This is a genomic window from Candidatus Lokiarchaeota archaeon, assembly GCA_014730275.1.
GTDB lineage: Archaea > Asgardarchaeota > Thorarchaeia > Thorarchaeales > Thorarchaeaceae > WJIL01.
Genome location: WJIL01000089.1, coordinates 21,991 through 47,352, shown reverse-complemented (window position 1 = coordinate 47,352; position 25,362 = coordinate 21,991). Strand labels below are relative to the sequence as shown.

At 44.2% G+C, this 25,362-nt stretch carries 25 protein-coding genes; 11 read left to right on the top strand and 14 right to left on the bottom strand.

Translation table 11 applies throughout. The features are described 5' to 3' along the window. The first annotated feature begins 26 nt into the window (after positions 1-26). Positions 27-314 carry a hypothetical protein gene (locus GF309_10250; GenBank protein ID MBD3159157.1) on the top strand — a complete coding sequence of 96 codons (288 nt, stop codon included), beginning with the start codon at positions 27-29 and terminating at the stop codon, positions 312-314. Between the two features lie 83 nt (positions 315-397). Continuing rightward, complete coding sequence (locus GF309_10245) at positions 398-1,885, top strand: hypothetical protein (GenBank protein ID MBD3159156.1); 1,488 nt, start codon at positions 398-400, stop codon at positions 1,883-1,885. A gap of 1 nt (position 1,886) precedes the next feature. On the opposite strand, the gene GF309_10240 is transcribed toward GF309_10245, so the two are convergent. The 6 genes from GF309_10240 to GF309_10215 all read right to left on the bottom strand — a co-directional run bounded on the left by GF309_10240 (position 1,887) and on the right by GF309_10215 (position 10,253). After that, on the bottom strand, positions 1,887-4,034 hold the full coding sequence (locus tag GF309_10240) for a hypothetical protein (GenBank protein MBD3159155.1): 2,148 nt from the start codon (positions 4,032-4,034) through the stop codon (positions 1,887-1,889). A gap of 159 nt (positions 4,035-4,193) precedes the next feature. After that, positions 4,194-5,330: a hypothetical protein gene (locus tag GF309_10235; protein MBD3159154.1), complete on the bottom strand. Its 1,137-nt coding sequence runs from the start codon at positions 5,328-5,330 to the stop codon at positions 4,194-4,196. A gap of 184 nt (positions 5,331-5,514) precedes the next feature. Beyond that, a complete protein-coding gene (locus tag GF309_10230) occupies positions 5,515-7,623 on the bottom strand; it encodes a DUF255 domain-containing protein (protein MBD3159153.1) in 2,109 nt (702 codons plus the stop codon). A 233-nt stretch (positions 7,624-7,856) separates the two neighbouring features. Then, the gene (locus GF309_10225) at positions 7,857-8,246 is read right to left on the bottom strand and encodes a hypothetical protein (GenBank protein MBD3159152.1); all 390 of its coding nucleotides are present in this window, start codon (positions 8,244-8,246) and stop codon (positions 7,857-7,859) included. A gap of 53 nt (positions 8,247-8,299) precedes the next feature. Then, complete coding sequence (locus GF309_10220) at positions 8,300-9,436, bottom strand: hypothetical protein (GenBank protein ID MBD3159151.1); 1,137 nt, start codon at positions 9,434-9,436, stop codon at positions 8,300-8,302. A gap of 178 nt (positions 9,437-9,614) precedes the next feature. Continuing rightward, positions 9,615-10,253 (bottom strand): hypothetical protein, encoded by a 639-nt coding sequence (locus GF309_10215; protein ID MBD3159150.1) that lies wholly within the window; start codon positions 10,251-10,253, stop codon positions 9,615-9,617. A gap of 440 nt (positions 10,254-10,693) precedes the next feature. On the opposite strand from GF309_10215, the gene GF309_10210 reads away from it, so the two are divergent. The 3 genes from GF309_10210 (at position 10,694) to GF309_10200 (ending at position 11,949) form a co-directional block, all read left to right on the top strand. After that, the gene (locus GF309_10210) at positions 10,694-11,275 is read left to right on the top strand and encodes a hypothetical protein (protein ID MBD3159149.1); all 582 of its coding nucleotides are present in this window, start codon (positions 10,694-10,696) and stop codon (positions 11,273-11,275) included. A gap of 84 nt (positions 11,276-11,359) precedes the next feature. Then, entirely contained in the window at positions 11,360-11,593 is a 234-nt protein-coding gene (locus GF309_10205) for a hypothetical protein (protein MBD3159148.1), read from the top strand. Between the two features lie 17 nt (positions 11,594-11,610). After that, a complete protein-coding gene (locus GF309_10200; protein MBD3159147.1) occupies positions 11,611-11,949 on the top strand; it encodes a hypothetical protein in 339 nt (112 codons plus the stop codon). A gap of 139 nt (positions 11,950-12,088) precedes the next feature. Here the strand turns inward: GF309_10200 and GF309_10195 are convergent, their stop codons facing one another. The 3 genes from GF309_10195 to GF309_10185 form a co-directional block, all read right to left on the bottom strand. After that, positions 12,089-12,649 carry a hypothetical protein gene (locus GF309_10195; GenBank protein MBD3159146.1) on the bottom strand — a complete coding sequence of 187 codons (561 nt, stop codon included), beginning with the start codon at positions 12,647-12,649 and terminating at the stop codon, positions 12,089-12,091. A gap of 225 nt (positions 12,650-12,874) precedes the next feature. After that, positions 12,875-13,435 (bottom strand): hypothetical protein, encoded by a 561-nt coding sequence (locus GF309_10190; protein ID MBD3159145.1) that lies wholly within the window; start codon positions 13,433-13,435, stop codon positions 12,875-12,877. A gap of 169 nt (positions 13,436-13,604) precedes the next feature. Further along, the gene (locus GF309_10185; GenBank protein MBD3159144.1) at positions 13,605-14,360 is read right to left on the bottom strand and encodes a hypothetical protein; all 756 of its coding nucleotides are present in this window, start codon (positions 14,358-14,360) and stop codon (positions 13,605-13,607) included. A gap of 86 nt (positions 14,361-14,446) precedes the next feature. On the opposite strand from GF309_10185, the gene GF309_10180 reads away from it, so the two are divergent. After that, positions 14,447-15,034 carry a hypothetical protein gene (locus tag GF309_10180; GenBank protein ID MBD3159143.1) on the top strand — a complete coding sequence of 196 codons (588 nt, stop codon included), beginning with the start codon at positions 14,447-14,449 and terminating at the stop codon, positions 15,032-15,034. A 1-nt stretch (position 15,035) separates the two neighbouring features. Here the strand turns inward: GF309_10180 and GF309_10175 are convergent, their stop codons facing one another. Both GF309_10175 and GF309_10170 read right to left on the bottom strand, forming a co-directional pair. Next, complete coding sequence (locus GF309_10175; GenBank protein ID MBD3159142.1) at positions 15,036-16,184, bottom strand: acetoin utilization protein AcuC; 1,149 nt, start codon at positions 16,182-16,184, stop codon at positions 15,036-15,038. 344 nt (positions 16,185-16,528) lie between these two features. Next, positions 16,529-17,047: a hypothetical protein gene (locus GF309_10170; GenBank protein ID MBD3159141.1), complete on the bottom strand. Its 519-nt coding sequence runs from the start codon at positions 17,045-17,047 to the stop codon at positions 16,529-16,531. A 146-nt stretch (positions 17,048-17,193) separates the two neighbouring features. Between GF309_10170 and GF309_10165 the strand changes: the two genes are divergently transcribed. Beyond that, complete coding sequence (locus tag GF309_10165; protein ID MBD3159140.1) at positions 17,194-18,324, top strand: type 2 isopentenyl-diphosphate Delta-isomerase; 1,131 nt, start codon at positions 17,194-17,196, stop codon at positions 18,322-18,324. A gap of 26 nt (positions 18,325-18,350) precedes the next feature. Here the strand turns inward: GF309_10165 and GF309_10160 are convergent, their stop codons facing one another. Next, complete coding sequence (locus GF309_10160) at positions 18,351-19,754, bottom strand: CoA-binding protein (protein MBD3159139.1); 1,404 nt, start codon at positions 19,752-19,754, stop codon at positions 18,351-18,353. 133 nt (positions 19,755-19,887) lie between these two features. Between GF309_10160 and GF309_10155 the strand changes: the two genes are divergently transcribed. Together GF309_10155 and GF309_10150 are read left to right on the top strand one after the other, a co-directional pair. Beyond that, entirely contained in the window at positions 19,888-20,406 is a 519-nt protein-coding gene (locus tag GF309_10155) for a hypothetical protein (GenBank protein MBD3159138.1), read from the top strand. A gap of 2 nt (positions 20,407-20,408) precedes the next feature. Next, positions 20,409-20,972: a hypothetical protein gene (locus tag GF309_10150; protein MBD3159137.1), complete on the top strand. Its 564-nt coding sequence runs from the start codon at positions 20,409-20,411 to the stop codon at positions 20,970-20,972. Positions 20,973-21,065: 93 nt separating this feature from the next. Here GF309_10150 and GF309_10145 read toward each other — a convergent pair whose 3' ends face one another. Both GF309_10145 and GF309_10140 read right to left on the bottom strand, forming a co-directional pair. After that, positions 21,066-21,446 carry a hypothetical protein gene (locus tag GF309_10145; protein MBD3159136.1) on the bottom strand — a complete coding sequence of 127 codons (381 nt, stop codon included), beginning with the start codon at positions 21,444-21,446 and terminating at the stop codon, positions 21,066-21,068. Positions 21,447-21,499: 53 nt separating this feature from the next. After that, positions 21,500-22,075, bottom strand: a complete 576-nt coding sequence (locus tag GF309_10140) for a hypothetical protein (GenBank protein MBD3159135.1) — start codon at positions 22,073-22,075, stop codon at positions 21,500-21,502. Positions 22,076-22,174: 99 nt separating this feature from the next. On the opposite strand from GF309_10140, the gene GF309_10135 reads away from it, so the two are divergent. Both GF309_10135 and GF309_10130 read left to right on the top strand, forming a co-directional pair. Further along, positions 22,175-23,782, top strand: a complete 1,608-nt coding sequence (locus GF309_10135; protein ID MBD3159134.1) for a mucoidy inhibitor MuiA family protein — start codon at positions 22,175-22,177, stop codon at positions 23,780-23,782. A gap of 6 nt (positions 23,783-23,788) precedes the next feature. Next, positions 23,789-25,336 carry a mucoidy inhibitor MuiA family protein gene (locus GF309_10130; protein MBD3159133.1) on the top strand — a complete coding sequence of 516 codons (1,548 nt, stop codon included), beginning with the start codon at positions 23,789-23,791 and terminating at the stop codon, positions 25,334-25,336. Positions 25,337-25,362 lie beyond the last annotated feature (26 nt).

Sequence of the window (25,362 nt, the reverse complement as noted above, 5' to 3'; positions counted from 1 at the left end):
CCCTGATAGTAGTCGTGGAACCAAGCATGAGTTCAATAGAAACACTTGATAGAATCTCGGGCCTCGCTGGTGATATTGGCCATGACAATGTTTTCGTTATTGGAAATAAGGTTCGTTCTCAAGAGGACAAGGCCTTTATCCAGCAAGAGGCTACTGCTGGAGGTTTCTCTCTCATCGGAATCCTTCCGGACGACGACAAAATACGCGCTGCTGGGAGAAAAGGCGAAGCTCCACTTGATTATGCCCCTGATTGTGAAGCGATACAACAGATTCGTGCGGCAAAATCGAAGCTCGATAACCTACTTGCGGAATAGCCTAGTAGATTCACCTAAAGCTGACAAACCGCAGCATCGTCATCCTTATGAAATGAATTGAGTAACCTCAATCAAGAGTTCCTATGAAGCGCCATGTTGTATCAACCGTCTTGATTATTCTTCTGGTAATCGGTTCTACGCCGGTTCAGCACCCACGCTCGGAACCAGCTCATCCGGTAACTTCACAGACAGGTTCATCTGAATTACTTTCTGGCGTTCCGTATGTTTGGCAGGAAATCAACGGATTCTGCGCTTGGGCGTCCTTGACGAGTGTACTAAACTATCTTGATGTGGATTTGGATTTGTATGACCTATTTTCAGTGACGGGGACTGGATTCTCTTTCATTTACATAAAATACAATGATACGTTGACAATGTTTCCAGGTGTACTCTATAAGCAAATTGAACCTACCCAGTTCGTAGCTGATCTTTACGGTCTGAATCTCAGCGTGTATCTTTCTGAGGAGTTGGCAGGAGCTGAAGACCAAGCGGAGGTTTGGAGGAGTCAAGGGACATCAGTTGGTTTGCTTAAGGGGCAGTCTGCCGCTTTTGACCTTATGCGGCGAGCGATTGATACAGGATATCCTGTTGTTGCAAGTGTTGACCCTTCGTGGTTACCAACAGCCGATTATGATGTTCTTCGAGAACAGGGTTTGACAGGAGGGGCACATGCTGTGGTCATAGTTGGCTATGATGATGCAGAAGGAAAGGCAACAATTCTGGATCCAGGAGTAGGTTCCTTTGGTGAGAACCGTAGTTATCCTGAAGATGGAAGAGGCAACTATTCCGAAATTACATACACGTCTCTCAACAAAGCATGGAGTAACAGGTATTACGTAAGCATGCTACTGAAACCAAACGAGGAAGGTGCTACTGCTGATATTGCAGAGCGACTTGGTCCTTATGTCCGCGATCGTTTACTTGGTGTGGGGTCCTCATATGATCCTAACAGTGCAGGTGCCTATCTGTTTGATTATGGTGCAAAAGCGTTCTCGCAATTGGCACGTGATTTGACAGCAGAAGGACTATCAGAGTTTCTTAGCATTTTCTCAGAAGCTTCAAACGCACCGAGGTTACAGTCTCAAATATTGAATTTCATAGGACTTGGATTGCAGACACAGGTGACTTTGCAGTATCTATCTTATCGTCAAGCACTATCGACTCTTCCTTCATTTCTTAGTGAATACAATCTTTCTGCCTTCACCAGTTTTGCAGAAGACGCATTGGACAATTTCGAAGTATTATCCGATAACTCGACTCTAATATTTCCAGGAAATGAGAGTGCTGCTGAGGGTCATGTTGTAGATGTGTTTCGCAGCATGTCGATTCAACTCAATCAATCGAGTGATTTGGAAGGAACCCTTACAGTCTTTGAAGAAGATCTCAGAAACATCACTACCCATTTGCAAGCCATAGCTGATTCATGGCTTCATGCTGGTGAGACACTTTCTGAAATATGGCCAAACAATCCGCTGATCGTCTATGCACCTTTCATAATCCTGGGCATTGTTGGTTTGGTGTCAGTAGGCTTAGCAGTCTATTGGTGGTCCAAAAACCACCAGTCCGGCTAGCTTACTTCCTGTACTTCAGAGCTATGACCACCACAGTGAGCGATATGACCCCGATAACAGCTATTGCAACCAGCAGAGTGGTCTGAATTCCATTGTTGTTGCCCTCAATAGCACGTGCATACGATCCCTTCAGTATTACTGCAGAGTTTCCCCAAGAATCTGTGGCTTTTATCTCATAGAAGACTGAGGTCGCTGTTGCTCGTGCCGGAATTGTGCCCTCAAAACCAGAAGGAGTCTCAATCATGGACTCGGATTCTGTGAAATTGATATTGCCCACTTGGTAGATGTATTCTAATGTCACATTCGTGATTCTGCTCTTGTCATCGAGTATTACGCGAATGAGTACGCTTTCAGTGGGTATAGGATCGTCCGGAATTACTGTTTTGGAAACAAGAACAGGTGGCTCGGTATCAACTGCTGGATAGTAGTTTGCATTTTTCTCAAGCACTAATGATTCTCCCGGGTTAAAACTGGAAATCATATACGGGCCTGACCCAACAAAAGTATCCACAGACAAGTTCCAGTTGGTTGGAGACATGCCTTCGATAATGTGCCGCGGGAGGATTGGAAGCTCACCAAGCTTTCGATACGCGAATATATCCTTGGCATTGTATGTAACACCGGCTTTGTAATCTCCAGCAACTTTCACTGAATCTATAAGCCCCGCGTTTTCTATCAGTGAGTAATTAGAGTAGTAGGAATACGTGAAACTATAATCCTGTCCATTAATCTGTTCTCCATCCGTCCAATTTGCAGAAGGATCCAAATAGTACCTAGCCCTCGCTTGGCTGCTGTTGATATCTGGAATTTGGCCCAGAAAAAGCATCTCCCAATATGTGGCATGTCTTGGGACTGGTTTTCCATTTGGCAATGTGGCGAGAGGGCTGTCAAATACTAACAGATATGGATTGAAAAAGTCTCTAGCAATCCAGTTGTGATCTATAGGGGAGCTGGAATCAAAAGGATTAAGCGAGGTGAAAAATTCGCCGAAAAATGAAGGAAGTACTGCTATCCGGAGCTCACTTCGTGAACCTTTAGGTTGCACAGAAATTGGGTTCCATATGCTGAAGCTTCCGCTATTAGTCTCATTTATCCAACCATCGAAGTTGACATCGGAATAGACTGAAAGCCATTCTTCTTCGAAAAGTGGTATAATCGGGCACAAGTCTCTGACCGTTCTCATGGCTTCCTGACCAATTGTTTCTACTTTCGAGAGCTCTAGGTTATCCTCGTATTCTGCCGCTATATCGTTCAGCTGGCTATTATCGATATTGGCAATGTTCTCTCCCGGCACAAAGCGGTTTTCATCTTTGAATGTGGTTGAAATCCATTGAAGACTATACGGAGGAAGCTCTTGATGATAGAGCGCAAGACTGTATGTCTGATTATGGTTTCTGATTTCGGACTGCAGAATCGATTTGCTCATACCAATTGGAGTGTTGTTAATTCCTATGTCTAGCAAGTTATTTGAAATCAGAAGCGCTGTATCAAAAAGTCCTGGTACATCATTCGGGTACCAGAGATCCAAACAAAGCTCGCTACCATTTGGTGCCTCGACTAGACCATCGTCATCAACATCCAACATGCCCGCAGAAGCAAGCATATCTGTTGCGTTTGCCAAGTCGTGTTCGTAGTATCTACCGCCTTCTCCACGCTCTATTGAGTACTCGTTGGTGATAGGAGTGGCAAAATCTACTGGCTCGACAGTGTTGTTCATGGCGTCTTCGGCGATATCTAGTTTGGAAATCCCGTAGGCGATGGCTCTTCGAAGATAGACGTTTTCCAGTGGATAGAATCTGGTATTGATGGCCATTGTGTAAATCCAGTTGTCGTACGCCCATTGCTTCTCAATATTAGGATATGAATCTACAAGTGAATAATCGGAATCATTAATCGGATGACCGAAGATGTCTGCTTCGCCGTTATTGAGTGCTGTCAACGCTTCGTCAATCGACTCATATTCCTCCACTGATATGCTCTCCACAGTTCCTTCATGAAATATGAGCGGCAACTCTGAGTCGACGAACTGACCCTTTGCTGCGCGTATCTGAGTGGTGACTTGATAGTCGATTGTGATTGTAGTTATCGCAGGAAGAAGTCCTATCATTACAAGAAGAAAAGCTACTGTTGTGTATCGTTTGCTAGTCATCGAAATCAGCACTCTGGCTTGGTATCCAAGGTGTCGCAAATGCGACTTTTTTGTCGTGAGTATTAAGGCTAGTGTTATCAGTCAGAACGAGGGCATAATTAATCCATACTCTTCGAGCAAGCCGAATGCTAAACCGTATTGTATGTTCATTAGTCCACTTCAAACGGCTAAATCATATCCAAATTCTCTTGCAGTACTACCGGTTGCGTCTATGATATCCTTTTTCTCCTTCTCAGAGAATTCAACGCTATAGTACCCGGGTTCATGTAGTAATTCTGAATATTTCTCTCTCACTCGTATAAAGTCTCTATCATTCATTTCTATATGCTTGAATATGCCATCTATCACATGCTTTGGTGATTTGCAGAGTGTTTCGTAGTTTACGAGCAATGAGTTCCTATTCAACTTCTTATCATGCTGGAGTCTGTTTTGGATGTGTCGGTAGATATGACTCCAGTATAAGGCCCATCCTTTGACATATGTGTCATTTTCGCTCCAGAGTTTCCTAATTGATCTTACAGTATCTCCATCGTTCAAGTTGATGCATATCTTCCACGAGCCTAGGTCTCTGTGCCCGATTATTTTGGTCCAATCTTGAAGAAGGGGGTTTTCATGCCTTAGTCGTTCCAAGACCATGTCTTGTTTTGCAAGTGATGCGATATGGCTGAATGGATTCCTTACAAGAATGACAAATTTCGCATCAGGAAACAAACCCTGTATATACTTCATTCTAGCAACATTGTAATTGTTCTTGCAGGCATATCGACTAGCTCCTTGAGACAGCAAGAGTTTCTTAATGTGGCTCTTGTAGAATCTCTCAAATGCCGTATCGCCCCCATTATATTTGACAATGCTGGATTTATCTTCCTCCAGTGTTTCTTGGAAGTATCTCTGCCAGAATATTTCTTCAACGGCTTCTGAGCTATCCCTGGTTACCATAAGTCCATCCTTATGGAGTCTTTCGGTTGGCTGTGTCATGATTGATGTATTACTCACCAGCCTTCGAAACCAGTAGGGAAGATATGGCATAGGCATGTTCAGATATGTGTGCGTTGCTATCTTGTTATGTTCCCCAAGCATCTGTGTCGTAATTGTAGTGCCTGCTCGCGCGAGTCCTACTACATAGATTGGCTTCTTGATTCTAGTTTTTGTCAATTTGGAATTCAAGTATCGCGATTCTAAACCATGTAGGGCATCTCCAACTTGGGGATAACTATGCACGAGTTTAGCCAGGAAATACGTCGGCAATGGAAAGGTGAATCCCGGTTTGCCATCGCTTTTCCGACGGATGTTCATTGGGTATCACATCTGATGGGAGATTCTGTTTGAGGGCCTATTGTTAGATAACAAATAATCAGTCTCAGCGTAAACCGCCGCCCGCATACTTGTCCATTCAAGTTTTTCATCCACCCAATATATCTTGTGGATTTAGAGAAACTGAACCGGACTTACCGCTACACTTTCCTACATTTCTCCAATGTTACTTGGCTTTTACTGAGGACAGCATCTCATCGAGATTGGTTGTTGGAAGCTTACAATTCTGATCAATACAAACGTGGGCTGTTGCCTGCTTATTGACAGAATCAAAGTGTTCTGTAAATGGGGCAACCGAAGCAAGCTTTTCTGAGATGCTTTCATCATCCTTGACGAGTACCGAAACTGAAGGCAGAAATTTTTGCTGAAGTGCGCTAATCATCGCCTGTAGATCTTGGCTATTGCGTGTTCCAACCAAAACCACTTCTCGTGACATGCCCAGAAGATACTCGAGCGCGACCAGCATCATTGTGTGTGAAGTAGGTCTTGCCTCTATTTGTTTCCCAAAAGCAGCTAGAATCTCTTCTGCGACATTCTCCAATTCATAATTTCCCAGCAGTCTCGCAAGCCGCAGGAAGACATAGGCTGCAACAGAATTAGCTGAGGGCAGTGAACCGTCAAATGCTGGTTTCTGTCTTACCATAAGCTCCTCTGAGAAATCAGCACTCAAGTAGAAACCTCCATTGTCTTCATCCCAGAAATGTGTTTCCAAAAATGTCAGAAGCTGCTTTGATATCGAGAGGTAATTTGGATCGAACGTGCTTTCATACAACTCAATCAAGCCCCACACTAGAAATGCATAATCAGTAGAGTAGGCATCTATGTCAGCTTCGGATTGACGATACCGATGATATAGCCCTCCTTCTTCTGTTCTCATCTCCTTCAGTATGAAATCTGTTGCTTTTCTGGCTGCTTCTAGATACTTAGAATTGTTCAGTACTCTTCCGGCTTTAGCCAATGCAGCAATCATAAGCCCATTCCAGTCTACGAGTATCTTGTCATCGGTGAGAGGGGTAACTCTCTCTTTTCTACGCCGTAGTAGCTTCGTGTTTATGGTCTGAATAGTATCTTGAATCTCGTTTTCGTCGATTCCGAGCGCCTTTGCTACTTCCTTTGACTCTTTGTTGACATGGAGAATATTCTTGCCTGTTTTCTTTCGGGTGGCCTCGTCGAGAAAATTACCTTTTTCCTGAATCCCGTATAACTGCGTAGCAACTTCGAATTCTTGTTTGTTTAGAATCGATTCTGTCTCATCAATTGACCAAATGTAGAATTTTCCTTCTTCTCCTTCACTATCTGCATCCTGAGCCGAGAAGAAACCCCCCTCCTCTGATGTCATTTCTCTTAGTACATACTCGATGGTTTCTGCTGCTATGTCAGCATAGTATTCATTGCTTGTTGCTTGATATGTCTCAATTAAGGCATAGACTAGCATCGCTTGATCGTAAAGCATTTTCTCGAAATGAGGTAGTAGCCATTTCCTATCTGTTGAATATCTGTGAAAGCCGAATCCAATCTGGTCATAGATACCTCCTTTCCTCATTTGTTGTAATGTTCTCTCAACCATATGCAGATGCCATTCGTCATCATTATGCTTCCAAGATCTAAGGAGCAGCATTAGATTCTGGGCAGATGGGAATTTAGGGGCCACTCCGAAACCCCCGTGGTCTTCATCGAATCTGTTTGAAAGTTTCCCTGTTGCAGCGTCGATTACGCTTCTATCTGGGATATCACTGGAGACTCCTTGCTGCATCTGATTCAGACGAGTTTTCACCTTCGCTATCGTGGATTCTATCTTCTCATGTTCGGTCTCGTAGACTTCAGCCAGTTTTGGAAGAAGGTCGACCATTCCAAGCCTGCTGTGATGAGATTCCTTCGGAATATAGGTGGCAGCAAAGAATGGGTCCTTGCCTGGAGTCATCACGATTGTCAATGGCCATCCTCCTCTTCCAGTCATCATCTGAGCTACCTGCATGTACAGTCCATCGATATCAGGCCTTTCTTCACGATCCACCTTAATTGATACGAAGTTCTCGTTGAGCAAATCGGCGACTTCTTCATCCTCAAATGATTCTTCTTCCATCACATGGCACCAATGACAGGTGGAATAGCCAATTGAAAGGAAAACTGGTTTGTCCTCTTCTTTGGCTTTCTTGAAGGCTTCTTCGCCCCAAGGGTACCAATTTACTGGATTATGTGCATGTTGTTGTAGGTACGGGCTAGTTTCGTTGATGAGTTTGTTTGTTGTTCTGTGTTCTTTAGCATCCAACGGCATATCCCCAGAATATGTTAACAATTGTTAAAATCCATAATAAACGTTTGCTCTTGATACTAAAACATGGAATCTGATTGGATAGCAATCAGTCTCTTTCTCAGACAACAAAAGTACGGATACACTATATATTAGATGTATTTGAGAAACCTATACAGCTGGCGTGAATTGTAATCCATAGCTGTGCTAGATTCCAATCAAACCGACTAGAAAGCCGGCTGTGGTTGCCGGACTTTCTACGTTGAAGATCTGATTTTTACTTCTGACTTGGCTCTAACAGCTTGACGCCAGGCTCTGAATCTACCCCACATTACAGGGAGCATCATCGCCAAAATCAGAAACATAAGGAGCAGAGTATTGACAACAAATGTGTTTCCTGATGGCAAATTACCACTTATGAATCGATCAATCCAGAATCCCTGCATTACACCAAGGACTGCTGGAATACTCATTATGGTTAGAATGAGAAAGGTGAAGAACCCTCGTGCTGCTGACGCTTGAATGAATCTTGCGAATGGACCCAGATATTTATGTTTCTGCCAAGTCGTACCTTCCTGAACGATAAAGAAGATAACGAACAGCACGACGATTACAACAAAGGGGATTAAACTAATTTCGAACCACATTTTCGGTCACACCAGCTATACATGATTTTGCGGACAAGAGAGGCCTATAAAGCCTACGGTCTGCGTTTTGCTTTCTCTTTGGAATCCACTTTCTTCTTTTTAGTCATGTATTTTTCTCGATGGAGGGTCTTGGCGTTCATCCATGCGTTTTGTGGTATTTTTCGCTTCTGCCGAGTCTCTTTCTTCTTTCGTCGTTTTTGTCTATATTCAGCAACCTTGTCAATATAATTATCCAGTTTGGACTTTTCTTGTGATTCCAAAGCTAAGTTTGTCGCAGCGTGAACGTTGTGGATATAGAGATTTATGAAGAACTGATAGCTGTGAGCAACTGGTTTCTTTTTCATACTGGAACATCCGGAACACTGGCATTTGCTGAAATCGGCTTTGCGAACGGGTATAGCTTTCAACCCTTCTAGGTAACGCTTTTTGGCTGATAGATACAGCAACATGCTGCTATCAACAGAATCAATGCCAATCATATGAATGTAGTAGGGCAGTAACCTGATTCGTGGGAGTCCGAAGGCATGGAGCCAGTAGCCATCGGTGAGTTCCCTGATGTACTGCAACATGTCTCGAAGCTTCTTAGCGCTTGATTTCCACAAAGGGATCAGTCCACCAGCAGCAAATGTTGTGATTCCGTGTGATTTGTAGAAATCAAACAGTTCTTGGGCGGTCGGTTCATCTGGGGCCTGAATCACAGCCAGAACTTTAGATGGGGGTACGATTTCCAGTAGGTCAAGGAAATTGTCTTTGATTGTCGATATTTTCTCATTGACTTCTTCTTTCCCATCATCGGGAACAACGATTTCGTCCGGCGATACAAAAAGGTCCGCACCGGACACCGAATAGGCATGGAAAATTTGTTCATTTGTTAGCTCAATATCGGGTTCAATACCTAACTCCCTAGCAATTCCAGCTTTTCTGGCTTCTATCGAGAACACTCCGGTATCGGCCAGTGATCTGTTCTCTTTTGGAAAGCCCATATCGATTAGAGCTTGCTTGAGCGTCATTCCTTGGCGAATCACTCTTTCTACCCAAAAACTGCTTGTTCGATAGAAATCATAAGCCGTGAAAAGAACAGAATCGGTGAATTTCCAGTTTACCAGGGGAGGTTGTCGGAAGAAGCTTAAACCGGCAAAATGGTGCTTGGGAACGAGCGAAGAGAGAGGGGGATTTCCCTTTTTGCCCATTAGTTTCCTCCTACACGTAATCTAAAGCATATCGATAAGTTCAACCCTGCAAGTATTAAACTACTCCATTTTCGCCTTCATTGTCTCAGTATCTACTGCAAAATGAATTCCACTTTAGTTACTTCTCTTATCCTAGCCCCACTTCCTCGATTCTCTGTTGGAGTGCACAACACTAGATTTACTCATAACGAGGATCCTTTATTGAAGCTCCACAGTGTTGGCATGTTGCTATACCATCTTCAGAAAGGTGATCATCTCTATAGGGAAACAACTCTTCACAGTATGGGCATTTGGTAAGGGGCCCAGCCTCTCTTTCAATGTCTTCAGGGCGATTAACAGTAGGGAAATAGCCCTTTGAAGATTCATCATCTACAAACGCACTTCCTACGCCTTTGGCAATAAGACCATCTGCAATCGGGTACATTAGGAAGGCGAATATCATGAAAACTATGGCACCTGGAAGACCCGAAGTCCGTGCGAGGACTAACGGACCAAAGAAGAGGCTCAGGGGTATATGCAAGGTAGCTAGGATAAGAAAAAGCGTGAAGCCGTGAAAAACAACAACCTTCCAATCCTCACTTTGATTCCCATTCCATATGATTCCAATCAATCCTTGATTTAGATACCCCATACCATAGAATAGCAATGCGAAACCGAGTATCAAACCAAAGAGAAGGCCGATTTGAATCAAAGGAATAACTATGATTAACCATCCTATTCCAAGAACTTGCTGAATAATCGACCATAGCAAGCCATGTACATAGTATCTGAGGTACGGATTCAAATTGGATTTGCCCGAATCTGGTTCCTCCATCATTGCGGCGAGCTCCCAATCGATTATTCACTTTGACCCTCTTAAGCCTACCTTGCAATTCTTTTAGTTCACAAACCGAAGTCATTGGCTTCTGGCTTCATACTTGAATTGCTTATCGAATATTCATCGAAGCTGACCAATATTTGTGACATCTTCGGGGCCCTTATCTTCTCTAATGGAAATAATTCTGGCAAATCGAAGGGCGAGTCCCGATTCCATCAGGACTGAGAGATTTGAACCACTCAGAAAGGAAATCTGCTTTCGAATTCGTACTCGACGTGGATGCTATCTTTTCTTGCACACTAGCAAATGCATCAAATTGAGCCATAGATAGTCCTCGATATTCGTCTCTCCTACGTTGGCGACCAGATTCAATTTCAATGTTTCATCACGGAGTTCACTAAGATTAAATGTTCAATTTACATCAAACCATGTGATTACCGATGAGTAGCCGGATTAACAAAGTGAAGGCATTCTTGTATTTTGGTGGTGCCTTTGTGATTCTGCTTGGTGGAGCAATCGTATTATCAGCTCCTTACCATTATGTTGGGTTGATGGCAAGAGAAGGACATGTTGGTACATTTGAAATATGGGATCGTTCTGGCTACTATCCAGAGTTTGAGGCTTCAGTAAGCATCAATGCCGAGAATGTGACATCCAATGTTATGCAAGTGGATTTCGTGATTATCAACAATGTAACTTCGGAGACGAAAGTAATCAACATGACTCTGGATGATGAAGACCGGATAGAAGACAGTGATCCGCCCAAGTATGTTGATCGGTCTGTCGTTTCTTTGGAGCCTGGAAACTACACCATAATCCTTGACAATGTTGAAGGCCCCACAATCATAGATATTGGTTACAAGCAAGTCAGCGACTCACGATTGTTCATCGTAACCGGTGGCTCTTTGAATATCATTGGTCTTGTCATGTGCATGATTGGTTATTGTGTTGGCGGAAGTCTGATGAAAACGGGAGAAGAGGCCATAGTCGACTGGGGCTATGAGGAAGACATGGAAGCTTAATATCGCAAACTTAGTGTTATTGCGGCCTAATCCTCGTCTTACATAGGCTCTTAGTCTTGTTTCTTATCGAGATACTGAGGAGCAATGACAAGCGACGACACCAACTGGCTTCTGAAGAATAAACTCGTTTGTGATTTTCGCGGGTTTCCAATCGGTCGAGTGAAACGTGTCTGGTTTGATGAGGAACATGGACCATTGGTTGTTGTTGAAAGACCATCAACTAGGAATAATAGCATGAGCTGGGAGACCATCCCCCTTCGCGCCGTTCATTCTGTCAAACAACAAATTCGACTCAAGCCTCCTAAGTACGCCGAATAGAAAGGAAGCACATCACCATGAGAATGGAACCGTCGGTCTATCAACCAAACAAGCTGTATCCGCTTGAATCTATCAAGAACGAGGAATCCATCAAGATGCAGGTCTTTTCCAACGATGCTTGTATGTTTCATGATGAAACAATGAAGCTTGTGCGGAGTGTAGCTCAGGAGCTTTCCTATTATGGCTACAATATTCGGATTATTGACAAGTCAATTGAGGACTGCGAGAAGGAGAACATAGTAGCACTCCCTACACTGATGATTGGAAACACACAGATTACTGGTCTTCCCAGCAGAGAAGAGCTGAGTGAACTGATACGAAAATGCATTCCTCATCGTGGACTAGATCTCCAGTAAAAATGATTTAGGCCGCAAATCATCATTCGCCAAAATGGACCCATAAGTATCAGGAAAGAACCTCACGAATCGTAGCAAAAAAAGAATAAATAACGAGGTGGTGGGTGAGACATCCTCTCGGACATCTCATTGTGTTTTTCTAATCTTCCCAATCGCCCTTGAGTTTGATCTCAAACACGCACCTATCGTCGCCCTTTGCTCTACACATCGGTTCCCGTGCTTCTGTTTCTTCACCAACGACGACCGATGAGTAACCTGTAGCATATCCTGTAAGCAGTGAGCACACAGCCTCATCAGATTCACCGAATCGATCCAGCCACTGATCCGCGATGAACGAGTTATCCCATGTTCCTTTCCAGTATGTATATGGCGTCTCACGGTCTATTTCGATTTCCTCAGGAATTGCCCTGACGATACCTTCCCAAGAGTGAATAGTGGGGCCTAGGGCTGCCCAATCCATATCCGTATCCGGTGGAAATTCTTCCTTCAAGTTTTCTGCGTCTCTGCGTCCGGCTTCAACACCCATATCGTGTAGGAACATGTGAACGAGGTTCTCATCACCGATTCTCATGATGAATCCAATCAACTGCCCAATCGAATCAGCGGGCATGATAACCATTCTCTGGCCCCCAAGTTTGAGGATCCCTTCATCAGGGTTGAAGTTGAGTTCAGTCTTTAGGTTCAAGTCTTTTGCTTTCATTTTGAATGGACCTCTATAGCCTAACCAAAAGAAATCCTCTATATAACGTTAATTTGTACTAATATATGTAATATTACTAAATTAATACAATATTATGAAAATCCTGTTAAAGATTGTACGACAATTGTAATGAAAACGGGGGGACTACAGGATACAGGAATTCGCTAGCTTGGTGGAAAAGAAAAAGGTTGCGAGATACCCTCTTGGATATCTCACAGATTGGCACTATTCTTCCCAATCGCCTTTGAGTTTGATTTCAAACATGCACTTATCATCGCCCTTTGCTCTACACATTGGTTCCCGTGCTTCGGTCTCTTCGCCAACAACGATTGATGAATATCCTTGAGCATAGCCTGTAAGCAACGAGCATACTGCCTCATCAGATTCACCGAATCGATCCAGCCACTGATCCGCGATGAACGAATTGTCCCAGGTGCCTTTCCAGTGTGTGTATGGCTTGTCACGATCTATTTCGATTTCCTCGGGAACTGCCTTGACTATGCCTTCCCAGGAGTGGATAGTGGGTCCTAGACCTGCCCAATCCATGTCCGTATCGGGCGGAAATTCTTTCTTCAGGTTCTCTGCGTCTCTGCGTCCAGCTTCTTCTCCCATTTCAAACAGAAACATATGAACCATGTTTTCGTCGCCTATTCGCATGATGAATCCAATCAACTGCCCGATTGAATCAGCCGGCATGATCACCATTCTTTGACCACCTAGTTTGAGAATACCGTCTTCCGGATTGAAGTCGAGTTGTTCTTTGAGATTCAGATTTTCCACTTTCATCTGGATAACCTGTTTCTTGTTACTTACTTTCTATTATATAATGTTAAATAGTATGAATATATGAAAAATTTCTGTATTAATAAAAAGATATTTGCCCTTGGATGGGCCGATGATAATTCTGCGAAATGGGGTTTTCAATAGTTTCCAGGCAAAAGATTCGGATCTGGTTCTAATAGGCTGCTAAACCAATAATCTCACGGGCGTTTTGCTTTCGTATTGCACGGTTCGTTTCAACATTTAGGTCGATCATATTCATGGCGGCAGAAAGATTCGGATATTCGCTCCAATGCTCTGATCCATAAACCAGGCTTCGAACGCCCATGTCCTGAATGAGAGCATCAAGGAATACTCGAAGCGGTGACTCTACCAGACGTGCAAGGGTGACTGATATTTCAAGCCAGATGTTTTTTCTCCGTATGATTGGAAGCAGATTCTGAAAACCAAAGATTCCGCCCATTTGTAAGACAACAAATTTGCCATTCTCATAGGTTCTTGATATCTCATCAATAAATGCTGCAGTCTTCGAAGTTACAGAGTCTTGATGAAAAAAGACGGGAAGATTGAGTTGGATTGCCTTCTGAATCAATATGTGGACTGCCGGATCGTCAGGATGATACTGAGATTCATCCAAGACCAGCGCCATGCAACCTTCTTCTTCGTATTCCTTAAGCCTCGTTTGTGCAAGATTCATTGGTCTCGGTAATAATGAACATGCCCAAAAGAAACGGTCCGGATATATTGCTGCAGCCTCTTTGTAGAGATTGGTTGATATGTTTGGTTCCACGGGTGTCAAGACCGCCCGTTCTATACCAAAGAGATCCATGTATTGGATATGGGTATCAACATGCTCGGCTAGATTATGCTTATCCACACTGGCGTACTCCATGCGGTTCCTGCCCAGGTGAGTGTGAATATCGGTGGTCATACACCTGACTATGCGCAATGATTGATAAACAATGTGTGTAATATCCACTTGAGCTGTGAATGATATTGAGTGAATCTGGAGAGCCTATGAGTTTAAAGGAGAGCCTGAAATCTCTCTCAGTCGAAACCAACGAAGACTCATACATGCTCATGGAGTATTTGGGGCCTGTCGTGGATGGATGCAAAGCTGCAATGAATGTCAGTGTTGAAGATGCGACAGCAATCGACAAGATGTCTGATTCCAAATTCAAGCATTACATGCATTTGGCTGAAGACTCCTTTCAGGATTTAGACATATGTTTCAAAACCGTAGAGACCTCCAAGCAATTCACATTTGTCTTCACAGGGGGAGAGTCCCATGTTTACAAGGATTGCACAGATCCCGAGGTAATAATTGAATGTCCTGAGGACACACTCATTGAATTACTTGATCCTGATTCAAAACTATTGCCTGTCCAGGTCTTGGGTGAAGAAATGAAAGTTACGGGAGAGAATCCTGCTAAGATTATAGAAGCCCTTGGCCTTCTCTGTTTGCCCACACTCCTACGAACTGCTCGGTCGGGTGTAGATCCTACTTCGCTTCTGTCAGAAGATGCTGATTCTGTCATAATGGCGGCTGCTTCAGATTTGGCAACAAAAATGGTGAAGAAATGGATTGATAGTCAGTTACGGTAGTTTAGTCCAAGCCGTGATGTGGAAAGACCATCTCTCTCACCCGTCTTAAAGCTCTCTCCAAATCCAGTTCAATGTCTTCTCTGGAATTGTACATCTGTATCACCTTCGTTTCATCTCGCATCGATGTTGGGCAACGGTCAAATCCCATTTCCGAGCATTTATTCTTGAAGGAGCGGGGAATGTCTGATGAAATCTCTTGACCGGCTATGATTGATAAGAAGAGTGTCCAGAGCCGCGCTACGTTGATTGGGTGATAACCACCCCCGCCAACTGCTAACCATCCCATATCACAGCATTCCTCTTGTAAAGCCTTGAATTTGTTCAAAACTGTTTCATAGCCGTAGGTGGTATATGTCAGATGAGCCAATGGGTCCATGTAGTGCCCGTCTACACCCAGTTGGCTGACTAGGAGATCAGGTTCATATGATTTGAATAGAGGAACAACAACTTCATTGAATACCTTGATGAGTTCGGATGATCCTGCTCCTGGTAGGAGCGGAATATTGACAGAATACCCGAGACCATCACCGGCTCCAATCTCGTAGACATAACCTGTTCCTGGAAAGAGCGTCTTCCCCGTTTGATGGATAGAGATAGTGAGGACATTATCTTGCCGATAGAATGCATTTTGTACACCGTCACCATGGTGGGCATCAAAATCGAAGTATAGCACTTTACAATCTCTTTTTTTCAGTAGATAGTTGATGGCGATGACGACGTCATTGAAAATGCAGAATCCAGCGGCTTCGCTTCTCTGTGCATGATGAAGCCCTCCAGAGATACAGAATGCCTTTTCATATCCTTCGATTATCTGTTTCATCCCTTCCAGGGTTGCCCCTACGTACCGGGAAGCTGCTTCGTATATTTTTGGGAAAACAGGATTGTCAGCAATACCAAGCCCATACCTAACATTCCTGCAAGAACCAACACTGCATTTCTTCACAGCTTCAATGAAATCACTGGTGTGAAATAGCTCCAAAGCAGTTCTTGAGGCCACACCCGGCCTGATAATATCAACGCTATCCAGTAATCCCTTCATTCTTGAAAGAAGATGCGTAAGTTTGAGTCTCTCAGGCTTCAATGGATGGGTCTTACTAAACTCGTAATTTAGGAGTTCATCTGAGTAGGGGTAGGCTAGATTTCGTGACATCTCAAGGCAACGTTAATGAGACTGCCCTTATTTCTTGTGCAGTAGCTGCATTCACAACCTATTTCTTTCAGTTGTAGCAACTGCATGAAACTGCTAGCGTCACTATCCTTACGGTACCCATAGGCCCGTGAGTTAACAGGGGCTTTGTCCACGTTTACTGGAACGGGGTTCCTCCCGTGGGGGAGTGCCCCACCGCCCTAGACCTACTGAAACGAAGTCTCATACGGGCATTAGTAAACGCCCCGCGTGGGTGGTAAGAACTCTTCAGGGAAGTCTTACCGATTTCTTGTACTTTTCCGCCTTGTTTTTTGGGATTCTTGTAAAACTTACCTATTCTTGAATTCCTAGAAGAATTCTCGCAATAGCAATCCGACAAAAGCTCCTAGTAGGGATGCCATGGTTACGAAAAAGAAGTAGCCAGCTGTTATGGCACCCGCGGAAATAAAGAAATCACCTACACCTGTATTCGGATCGTAAAATGCAGGGCTGACCAGAAAGAGGATGTATATTATCGCGAAATACACTGCAGATAAAAATCCTCCAATCAAGGCCCTACCAGCTCTATGGAGCAACAGCCCAATGGGAATGGCAGCAAGCATTGGAATTGCAAATATGTAGATTTGGCTGTCTGGAAGCATGTCCGTTGTTATCCTTGCATAGATTGCGGCATCTACAAGTGCTGTTATGATTGGCGTTATGATAAACACAATCATGTCTCTTCGATTTTCAGCTATGGAAAATCCAAGGAAATTAACTATGGCCTTTCCCCCTCTCTTTGGTTTTTGTGGAAGGGGTTTCGCGATACCTGTCTTTGATTTCTCTTCATCGGCCTCCTCTAGCCGATATTTTTCTTCTTCGTCCATAGTTGACTCCTCGCTATACTTGACTGCAATCTTGGATAAAGGCTTCGCATGGCGCAAGTTCACCTTTGCTGCTACTGAATACTAGTTTCCTAGAACCAAAACCGCTATCTATGAACGTATTGAGTTGTTTGTTAGGAGAATCATGCATGGCGAAAGACCAATCCACACACAAAGACGATACGAAGTTGGGTTCACCTGAAGCTAGAGCAACACGGAAGAGAAAATTGGAACACATTGAAATCTGTCTGGAGAAGGATGTTCAATATACTCATTCAACACTCCTGGAAGATGTATCCTTCATTCATAATGCGGTTCCAGAAATCAACAAGGCAGATATCGATCTGACAGTTGATTTCATTGGTGTTGAAGCTGCAGCTCCGATTGTGATAGCGGCCATGACTGGCGGCCACCCGGACACTTATGATATCAATAAACGGCTTGCCGAAGCCGCTGAAGCAGTAGGCTTACCAATCGGTGTTGGAAGTCAACGTGCCGCCCTGGAAGATCCATCACTCGTAGATACTTTCAGAGTTGTCAGGGATAGTGCCCCCTCTGTTCCCGTTATTGCAAATATCGGAGCTACACATGTTCGTGAGGCCCCTGATGCAGTTGAGATGATTGATGCGGATTTTCTGGCCATTCATCTCAACACACTCCAAGAAGCTATCCAGCCAGAGGGCGATTGTGATTCACGTGGTGTTCTTTCGAGCATACGCAAGATAGTCGATGCTGTTGATGTTCCAGTTATTGCAAAAGAAACAGGTGCGGGTGTCTCTGCTAATGCTGCCCGGTCTCTTCAGGAAGCTGGAGTAGCAGCTATTGATGTAGGTGGTGCTGGAGGTACGAGTTGGTCTGCTGTGGAATACTACAGGGCCTTGCGTGAGGAAGACCCCACAAAGGCACATCTTGGACAGGAATTTTGGGACTGGGGAATTCCAACCGCTTTGAGCCTTATCATGGCTCAAGAGGCGACAGAGATTCCGATTATGGCAACGGGAGGAATCAGAAGCGGCTTGGAAGTGGCGAAGTGCATCTCTTTAGGAGCTATCGCAGCGGGATTGGCTCATCCATTGCTCGAAGCTGCTGTGAATGGGACTTCAGACGATATCATTGGACTTCTAAATCAGATGATTGAATCCATACATGTCAGCATGTACCTGCTTGGCACGAAGACCATAGACGAGCTTAGAGAGTGCAGGCTCATTGTTGGTGGTACCCTGCTAGAACGGTTAGAGGCTCTTGAACTCGACTATCGCAGCTATTCACGCATCTACTGATGGATCTTGCCAAGGAGAGATTTGAATCATAGCTTGCCAATGCGTTGTAGGAATTTGGAATGCTGCCTGATGCCGTCTAGCATTTGAACCGACTCTTCAATTGTGTCCCCGCAAGGAATGCCGTTGAGCTCGAAGCCTCTGATTATGACCTCATACTTCTCTAGGTTTGGAACATATGCGACAACGGTTTTTTCATGCTTCTTCGCTACATTGGCTACCCTAGCGCCGATTTGAAGTGAAATTCCTGGAGCGTATGGCAATAGAAGCAAGAGGGCTGCATCGATATAATCAATTCCTAGCATAACGTCCAATACGCGTTCATAATCGATGTCTGAAGCACTGCCAGTGAGGTCGCAAGGGTTGTTGAACGAGGAGATATCTCGGTACGCATCAGTCATAACCTCTCTCATTGCGTCTTGATGCTCTTCATTGAATCTTGGAAACTCGAGCCCGTAATGCTCAGCTTCATCCGACGCTATGACACCGTGGCCTCCACTTACACTAAGAACACCAACCCGAGGCCCTTTCATATAGCTTGGTTCAAACGAGAACGCCTTCGAATAGGCCATGACTTCATCTTCATCTACTGCGTCGATTACACCATATTGCTTGAACGCTGAAATTGCTATCCTGTTATTACCTGCAAGAGAAGAAGTGTGGCTTTGAGTTGCTCTTTGGCCTGCATCGGAATCCCCGCCTTTGAGTACGATGACTGGCTTCTCAGGAGAGACTTCTTTGCATTTCCTGACAAATTCCCTCCCGCCGTTTGGACTGAACCCTTCGAGATATGCAAGAATCGTGCTGACTCTTGGTTTTGTGCCAAAATGGGCTACCAACTCCGTCACGTTCGTTTGAGCTGCATTTCCAATGGAAACAGCAGCAGCTATACCAACATCTCGGTGGGCGAATTCTTCCAGTCTTTCTATCAGCCACCCTCCGGACTGAGATACAATTGCGACAGATCCTTCACGAGGACGGGCTACACGTTCAGAGGGCAGGAAGAATGTATCAAGCTTGTTTGGAACGAAGACGCCGATACAGTTTGGCCCAACCATTGTAATATCATATTCTTGTGCGATCTTCACGATTTCGTGTTGCAGGGTCTCTCCGGTTTCACCCGTTTCACTGAATCCTCCAGAAACCACGATTACCGCTTTTATTCCCTTCTCTCCACATTCTTGAAGTGCTGAAGGAACGTATTTGGCTGGAATGGATATAACTGCCAAGTCGACTTCAGGTGTGTCTGCTATGTTCTTGTATACGTCTCTTCCTTCCACCTTTCCTCCTTTAGGATTAACTGGATAGGTGGGGAGTCCATTCTCGAAGGCCAGTTTTCTGAAGATTACGTTTCCAGGCGAGAAAGGATTGGTCGTTGATACACCAAGTACCGCCGTGGATTTTGGGTTGAGCATAGTTTCCAGATTAGACATGATACATCCTCTTGTAATGATGTGCACGTATGAAATTCCCCTTTATATGAAATACGCTCTCCAGTTTTATTGGCGATACGCAGGGTAATGAAAACTCGACAAATATGAGCTTGTGAAACACTATGTTTAAAGAATGGTTGACTCACATCGTAGAGCAATGATTGACTCGACAGATTTCCTGAAGCATCTTAGCTCGAATGGATTTTCATTTGGTAGTGGAGTTCCATGCTCGTACTTCGCTGAAATCATCCGCAAACTTCCTTCCTTCGATTCTATTAGATATATATCAGCCACACGAGAGGATGAGGCAATTGGAATCGTATCCGGAGTTGCTTTTGGAGGCAAGAAGGCGTTCGTGATCATGCAGAATTCTGGATATGCTACAATAGGTGATGCATTGACTTCACTGGCTCAGCTATACAAACTGCCAATGCTGATTATCATCAGTTATCGAGGCCTTGAACCAGACAGAGACTTCCCTGAGCACTCCCTGATGGGTGATGTGATGGAAGATGCACTAGATTGCTATCGTGTGCCATACTGGTTCTTGAGAGAAGACGATTGGAAGCATGTTTTGAATGAGGCACTTGCGAAGATGGAAGAAACATCAAGACCTGTTGCTCTTGTGGTGAGAAAGGGGGTTTTAGGCTAATTATGTATGGTTATGAGCTCATTCAGGAACTCGCAGATCTACTGAGTGGGGATGAAGTAGTAGTCAGCACCAACGGCAATATCAGCCGACAGGTGTATCACTACTTACCACGCCCGCAAATCTACTTGCGTGGGAGCATGGGGCTTGGGATTTCAGTTGGAGTGGGTGTCGCCTTATCCCGCCCCAAGAAGCAGGTTCTTGTAGTAACTGGAGATGGTAATCTGTTGATGGGATTAAGTTCACTAGCAACCACTTCGTTCGTTGGTCCGAAGAACCTGAAAATTTTGATTCTCGACAATAATGAATATGCTACCACCGGACATCAACAAACCACTTCGGGTGTTCTTAATTACGCCTCTCTATTCGAAGGTTTCGGAATTACAAATCTTGAGCCTATTCAAAGAGAGGATTCAATCAACATAATTAGAGAGAGAATTCAGTCGCTTTTGGGCGCAGCTAGGTTATGCGTGCTTCCCGCATTGGTTAACTCCGATCCACCCAGTTTAAGTAATATTCCTTGGCATCCAGAAAAGATTGCGGCATTGCAAAGAGAGACCAGTGAATGAATCCGGCTATTCTGATTGCTTCTTGAGCTGCATCTTGAAGCCTCAGGATTTAACCTCCAATGCATTGGACTGGTTTTGAAAATTGAACGAAGATTACAATCCTGTTAAAGAAGTCATGAGTGAAAGAAGGGGTTCAAGAACATCATTCACTCTTCCCCTAATCTGTTGCTGGAGATCCTCCACATATCTCTTACCTTTGCTCGTGATTTTGTATTCACGTCTCCGCCGCCCCGAATCCTCTTGTTCCGATGTAACCAGATCCATTTCTTCCATGGCTCGAAGCTCTCCGTAAACTGTCCCTGACTGCATCTCTACGTTGAATCCGGTCAATTCTGAGCTCAACTTCATAAGGTCATATCCTGAGGATTTCGGATTTTTCCAGATTTCCGAAAGTAGGATTGCTCGAACCAGTGGTAATGGGTCAAGGGAATTCTGAGATTCTGTTGAGCCTGTATTCATGACATACAAGTCCATGTGCGGTCGTTTAGCTCTTTTTGCCGCTTTTCAGTTTGTCTACGTGGCTGTACCTAATTTAGATTTGCTTGCATTGCCGTGAGAGAAGCTGTCCATGCACTCAAGAAGAGAACAACCATGCCAAGTAGTATATTTACAATCAAGAGAAGGGCAGTAATCTTCTGTTGTTTGGTTTGTCTTCCGGGCTCTAGATTTGAAAGCATTCTGTTCCTAACAAGTGTGACTGCTACCATAGCTCCAACGGCTATATGCTTGATAGCCAATATGCTTGAGTATTGATTGCCCAGAGATAGATATCCCTGAAACAGTGGCGACGCATTGCTCATCAAGAGGCCGCTTACAAATAGGCCAATGATACTGATTGCGACCAATTTGTTCATTCTTGTTCTTATCCCCTCAATAAGGATTCTTCTCTCTGGTTTCTCGACTTTGCTCTGAATAACAGGAAGCATTCCAATACCCAGTACAAACATTCCGCCTATCCATATCACTGTGAAGAGATTGTGTAGGAATCTCATGATCGTCATAACTATCAGATTTGCCATACTTAACACCTCAATATATGTATCGTCTACATATTGAGTATTGATACATAACTCCTCTATATATTTTTTTACTTGGAGCTGCATCTGGCTACTACACTTAGTGTTTCCCCAATTTTGAGAAAACAGAATTACTAAACAAGAAGGTCAGCTAGTGGATTCAAGAGCGAACAACAGGCTCAAGAGATAAATGGGAGCAATACCCATGAAAATACTAGGCAGATAATTTTGACCGATTTGAAATCAACGGTTACAGAGGTCAGCGTCCTGTTGGGCGGTGCCATAGTAACCAGAACCGGCAGCACAAAGCTTGAAACTGGTTCTCGCGAGGTCTGGGTGCGCGGAATCACTATCAATGCTTCGAGTGATAGTTTTCGAGTGACTGGAGACGGAGCAGCAACGATTACGAATTTCGATGTTATCAAACAAACTAGGGTTGTAGCTCCAGAAGCGGACCTTTCTGAACTTAGAGATGAGCTTCGCGAACACGAAGAGAAGCTGAATGAAATCGATGACAAGTTGAGGATTCATGAGAATCGTCTGACCGCTATCAAGGCCGTTGTTGGCGATTTTTCGGAGACATTCGGCCGAACCTTTGCTGGCGGTGAAATTGAACTTCAGAAGCTAACCGAGATGGATACTGAGTCTTTGGAAATAATCAGATCAGTCAAGAAGAAACTCAGAGAATTATCGGACAAGCGAAAGAACCTTGTAAGTGAAATTCAGGTCCTGAAGCATGAAATCGCTGACAAGTCTGGACAGAAACTGACCAAGAACACGTATGATGTTCGGGTAAGTCTTGATGTGAAAAAGACATCAGACATTACTATGAATGTTATCTACCAATGTTCTTCAGCATCTTGGGAGCCAAACTACGACATCAATCTTACGCATACTGAAGCTGAAGTCAGGCGAATCGCAGTAGTACGCAATCAAACTGGTGAAGATTGGAACGATGTTTCACTGGTTGTTTCCAGCGCTCAAGCCGGACCGGTAGAGGCTATCGAAGGATCACCCTTGATACTGAGGGAGTATGTCCCGCGGCCACCGAAGCGGAAAATGGCTGCACGCGGCGGTGGTGTAGGTGCAATACCCTCAGCAGCTCCGAAGAAGGAGGCGATGGCTCCTAGACCACCTGAACCCGAAATGGAAATCGAAGAAGCACAAGTCGAGGAGATTGAGGGTGGTATTTCGAGATATGAAGCTCCATCTCCAGTTACCATTGAATCCGGTGAGAAGAAGCCTGTAGACCTCATCAGCGAGAAGTTGGATTCAGAAGTGAAACATTACTGGTATCCTGATGGTATGATGGATGTCATTGCTGAGAATGAAGTTACCAATGGTGATACTGTATTGATGGCTGGCCCAGCAAAAATCTATGCCGATGGCGAATACATAGGTGAAACAAATATCCCCTTCACTTCTCCCCGTGAAACGCGAACTCTTGGCACTAGAATTGCTCACTATGTAAAATCTGAGAAAAAAATGGTTGACAAGACAATCGAGAAAGCTGGTTTGACTCGAGGGAAGCTTAGAAGGAAGTACTCGTATCGGCTATCCATAGAGAATCTGTTCAGAGAAGAAATAGAAATTGAGGTTGTAGATCGGATTCCGCACAGCGATGATCCTGATTTAGAGATTGAGGCTGACTTGAAAAGATTCAATCCAGACAAACATGAGCTGGGAATACTAACCTGGAATCTTGGATTAACGCCTCAGAAAGAACATACGATTGAATATGAATACGAGGTAGAATGGGAACGCGGGAAGGCCATCTCTCCCCCATTGCCATAAGATGTGATGAATATGACTACGACAATTGATGCACCAGTTAGCAGCGTTACTGTATTTGTAGATGGTGCTCGAGTAACGCGAAAGGGAACGAAATCACTCGGTCCCGGAGAGCATGAGATTCTGGTAACCGGAATAACAAAATTCGCTGAAGATGATAGCTTCCGCGTGAAAGGTACTGGAAAAGCAAGCCTTCGTGGAATTAACTCGAGTACTCGAAAAGAAATTTATGAGCCAGAGGGCGACACCGAGAAGCTGAGAAATAAGCTGAAGAAGCTGGAAGCTGAGCGAGACGAAATCAATGATGAAGTAGAACTTCAACAGGCTAGGATTGATCGTCTTCAGACTGTACTCACCAGCTTTTCCGAGGAGTTTGGAAAACGCTACGCCTTTGGTGATAGTGAAATAGCTGCATTATCCACTTTAGACCAGGAAACTACTGCTATGAAGCAGGAAGCCTACAAAAAGCTTCGAGATTTACAAATGGAACTGGAGAAGGTCGAAGCACAAATTTCTGAGGTTAGAAACTCATTGCAACGAATCGAGGGCGAGCGAAGAATAGAAGTCACTAAGGATGTATCAATTCAACTCGATGTAAAAGAGGAATGTACAGTTCAGTTAGAGGTGACATATCAGATTCGGGAGGCTCGATGGATTCCCCAGTATGACATAGATGTCGTGGGTAATAGAACCACCATGAAGCGGCTTGCATTGATATGGAATCATAGCCTTGAGAACTGGACTGATGTGGAACTGGTGGTGTCAACAGCATCAGCTAAACCAGTGAGCAAGATTGAACCCGAACCACTTTACATCAGATCAAGACGAGGAGATACCGTACCAACTCGTGATGAAACTGAGGAAGTCATTGCTGAAATCGAGAGAGCCTATGAAAGTGTTGATGATATGAGGTCTGCTCCTGCGAGAGTTGCTGAAACCACAGCTGGAGGTATGGTATTTCAGGTTCCTGGAAGGGTAACTATTCCTGCCGATATGGATCAACACCCCATCACTCTGCTTGAAGAGGTGTTTGAAAGTAAAGAAATCTACTACTGGAATGCCTATGCAATGGACTCTTTCGTGATTCAGAATCGCATAACCAATGGCGATTCGCTGATTATTCCCGGAAAAGTCAAGGTCTATGCGGATGGAGATTTCCTTAGTGAAACGGCAATATCAACAGTCGCTCCACGAGAAGAGTTCCACTTGGGAACTAGAGAAGCCTATGATATCAAAGGCGAGAAGAAAATGCTTGAGAAGGAAACCGAAAAAGCGGGTCTAACAAGGGGCAAGAAGCGACGGGAGTACAAGTACCAACTAGAGATTGAGAGTTTCACCAAGGAACCTGTCACTGTTCGCTTAATTGATCGAATCCCGCATAGTGACTCGGAGAGAATCAATGTACAACTCGAGAATCTCACCCGGGACTACAAAAGCATGGAGCTTGGTGTTGTTGAATGGGAATTTGAGATGCCAGCTGAAGAAGAAATGAGAATCGAGTATTCTTATTCGGTGGAATGGGAGAAGGAAATTGAGATTAGACCACCTCTTCCATAATCAATACTTTGTGGTTGAATCTTCAG

Bases quoted from the DNA above. Each gene is read 5' to 3' on its own strand.
- GF309_10250 (MBD3159157.1), top strand. From the start codon at position 27: ATGAGTTCAATAGAAACACTTGATAGAATCTCGGGCCTCGCTGGTGAT.
- GF309_10245 (MBD3159156.1), top strand. From the start codon at position 398: ATGAAGCGCCATGTTGTATCAACCGTCTTGATTATTCTTCTGGTAATC.
- GF309_10240 (MBD3159155.1), bottom strand. From the start codon at position 4,034: ATGACTAGCAAACGATACACAACAGTAGCTTTTCTTCTTGTAATGATA.
- GF309_10235 (MBD3159154.1), bottom strand. From the start codon at position 5,330: ATGAACATCCGTCGGAAAAGCGATGGCAAACCGGGATTCACCTTTCCA.
- GF309_10230 (MBD3159153.1), bottom strand. From the start codon at position 7,623: ATGCCGTTGGATGCTAAAGAACACAGAACAACAAACAAACTCATCAAC.
- GF309_10225 (MBD3159152.1), bottom strand. From the start codon at position 8,246: ATGTGGTTCGAAATTAGTTTAATCCCCTTTGTTGTAATCGTCGTGCTG.
- GF309_10220 (MBD3159151.1), bottom strand. From the start codon at position 9,436: ATGGGCAAAAAGGGAAATCCCCCTCTCTCTTCGCTCGTTCCCAAGCAC.
- GF309_10215 (MBD3159150.1), bottom strand. From the start codon at position 10,253: ATGATGGAGGAACCAGATTCGGGCAAATCCAATTTGAATCCGTACCTC.
- GF309_10210 (MBD3159149.1), top strand. From the start codon at position 10,694: ATGAGTAGCCGGATTAACAAAGTGAAGGCATTCTTGTATTTTGGTGGT.
- GF309_10205 (MBD3159148.1), top strand. From the start codon at position 11,360: ATGACAAGCGACGACACCAACTGGCTTCTGAAGAATAAACTCGTTTGT.
- GF309_10200 (MBD3159147.1), top strand. From the start codon at position 11,611: ATGAGAATGGAACCGTCGGTCTATCAACCAAACAAGCTGTATCCGCTT.
- GF309_10195 (MBD3159146.1), bottom strand. From the start codon at position 12,649: ATGAAAGCAAAAGACTTGAACCTAAAGACTGAACTCAACTTCAACCCT.
- GF309_10190 (MBD3159145.1), bottom strand. From the start codon at position 13,435: ATGAAAGTGGAAAATCTGAATCTCAAAGAACAACTCGACTTCAATCCG.
- GF309_10185 (MBD3159144.1), bottom strand. From the start codon at position 14,360: ATGACCACCGATATTCACACTCACCTGGGCAGGAACCGCATGGAGTAC.
- GF309_10180 (MBD3159143.1), top strand. From the start codon at position 14,447: ATGAGTTTAAAGGAGAGCCTGAAATCTCTCTCAGTCGAAACCAACGAA.
- GF309_10175 (MBD3159142.1), bottom strand. From the start codon at position 16,184: ATGTCACGAAATCTAGCCTACCCCTACTCAGATGAACTCCTAAATTAC.
- GF309_10170 (MBD3159141.1), bottom strand. From the start codon at position 17,047: ATGGACGAAGAAGAAAAATATCGGCTAGAGGAGGCCGATGAAGAGAAA.
- GF309_10165 (MBD3159140.1), top strand. From the start codon at position 17,194: ATGGCGAAAGACCAATCCACACACAAAGACGATACGAAGTTGGGTTCA.
- GF309_10160 (MBD3159139.1), bottom strand. From the start codon at position 19,754: ATGTCTAATCTGGAAACTATGCTCAACCCAAAATCCACGGCGGTACTT.
- GF309_10155 (MBD3159138.1), top strand. From the start codon at position 19,888: ATGGTTGACTCACATCGTAGAGCAATGATTGACTCGACAGATTTCCTG.
- GF309_10150 (MBD3159137.1), top strand. From the start codon at position 20,409: ATGTATGGTTATGAGCTCATTCAGGAACTCGCAGATCTACTGAGTGGG.
- GF309_10145 (MBD3159136.1), bottom strand. From the start codon at position 21,446: ATGGACTTGTATGTCATGAATACAGGCTCAACAGAATCTCAGAATTCC.
- GF309_10140 (MBD3159135.1), bottom strand. From the start codon at position 22,075: ATGCAGCTCCAAGTAAAAAAATATATAGAGGAGTTATGTATCAATACT.
- GF309_10130 (MBD3159133.1), top strand. From the start codon at position 23,789: ATGAATATGACTACGACAATTGATGCACCAGTTAGCAGCGTTACTGTA.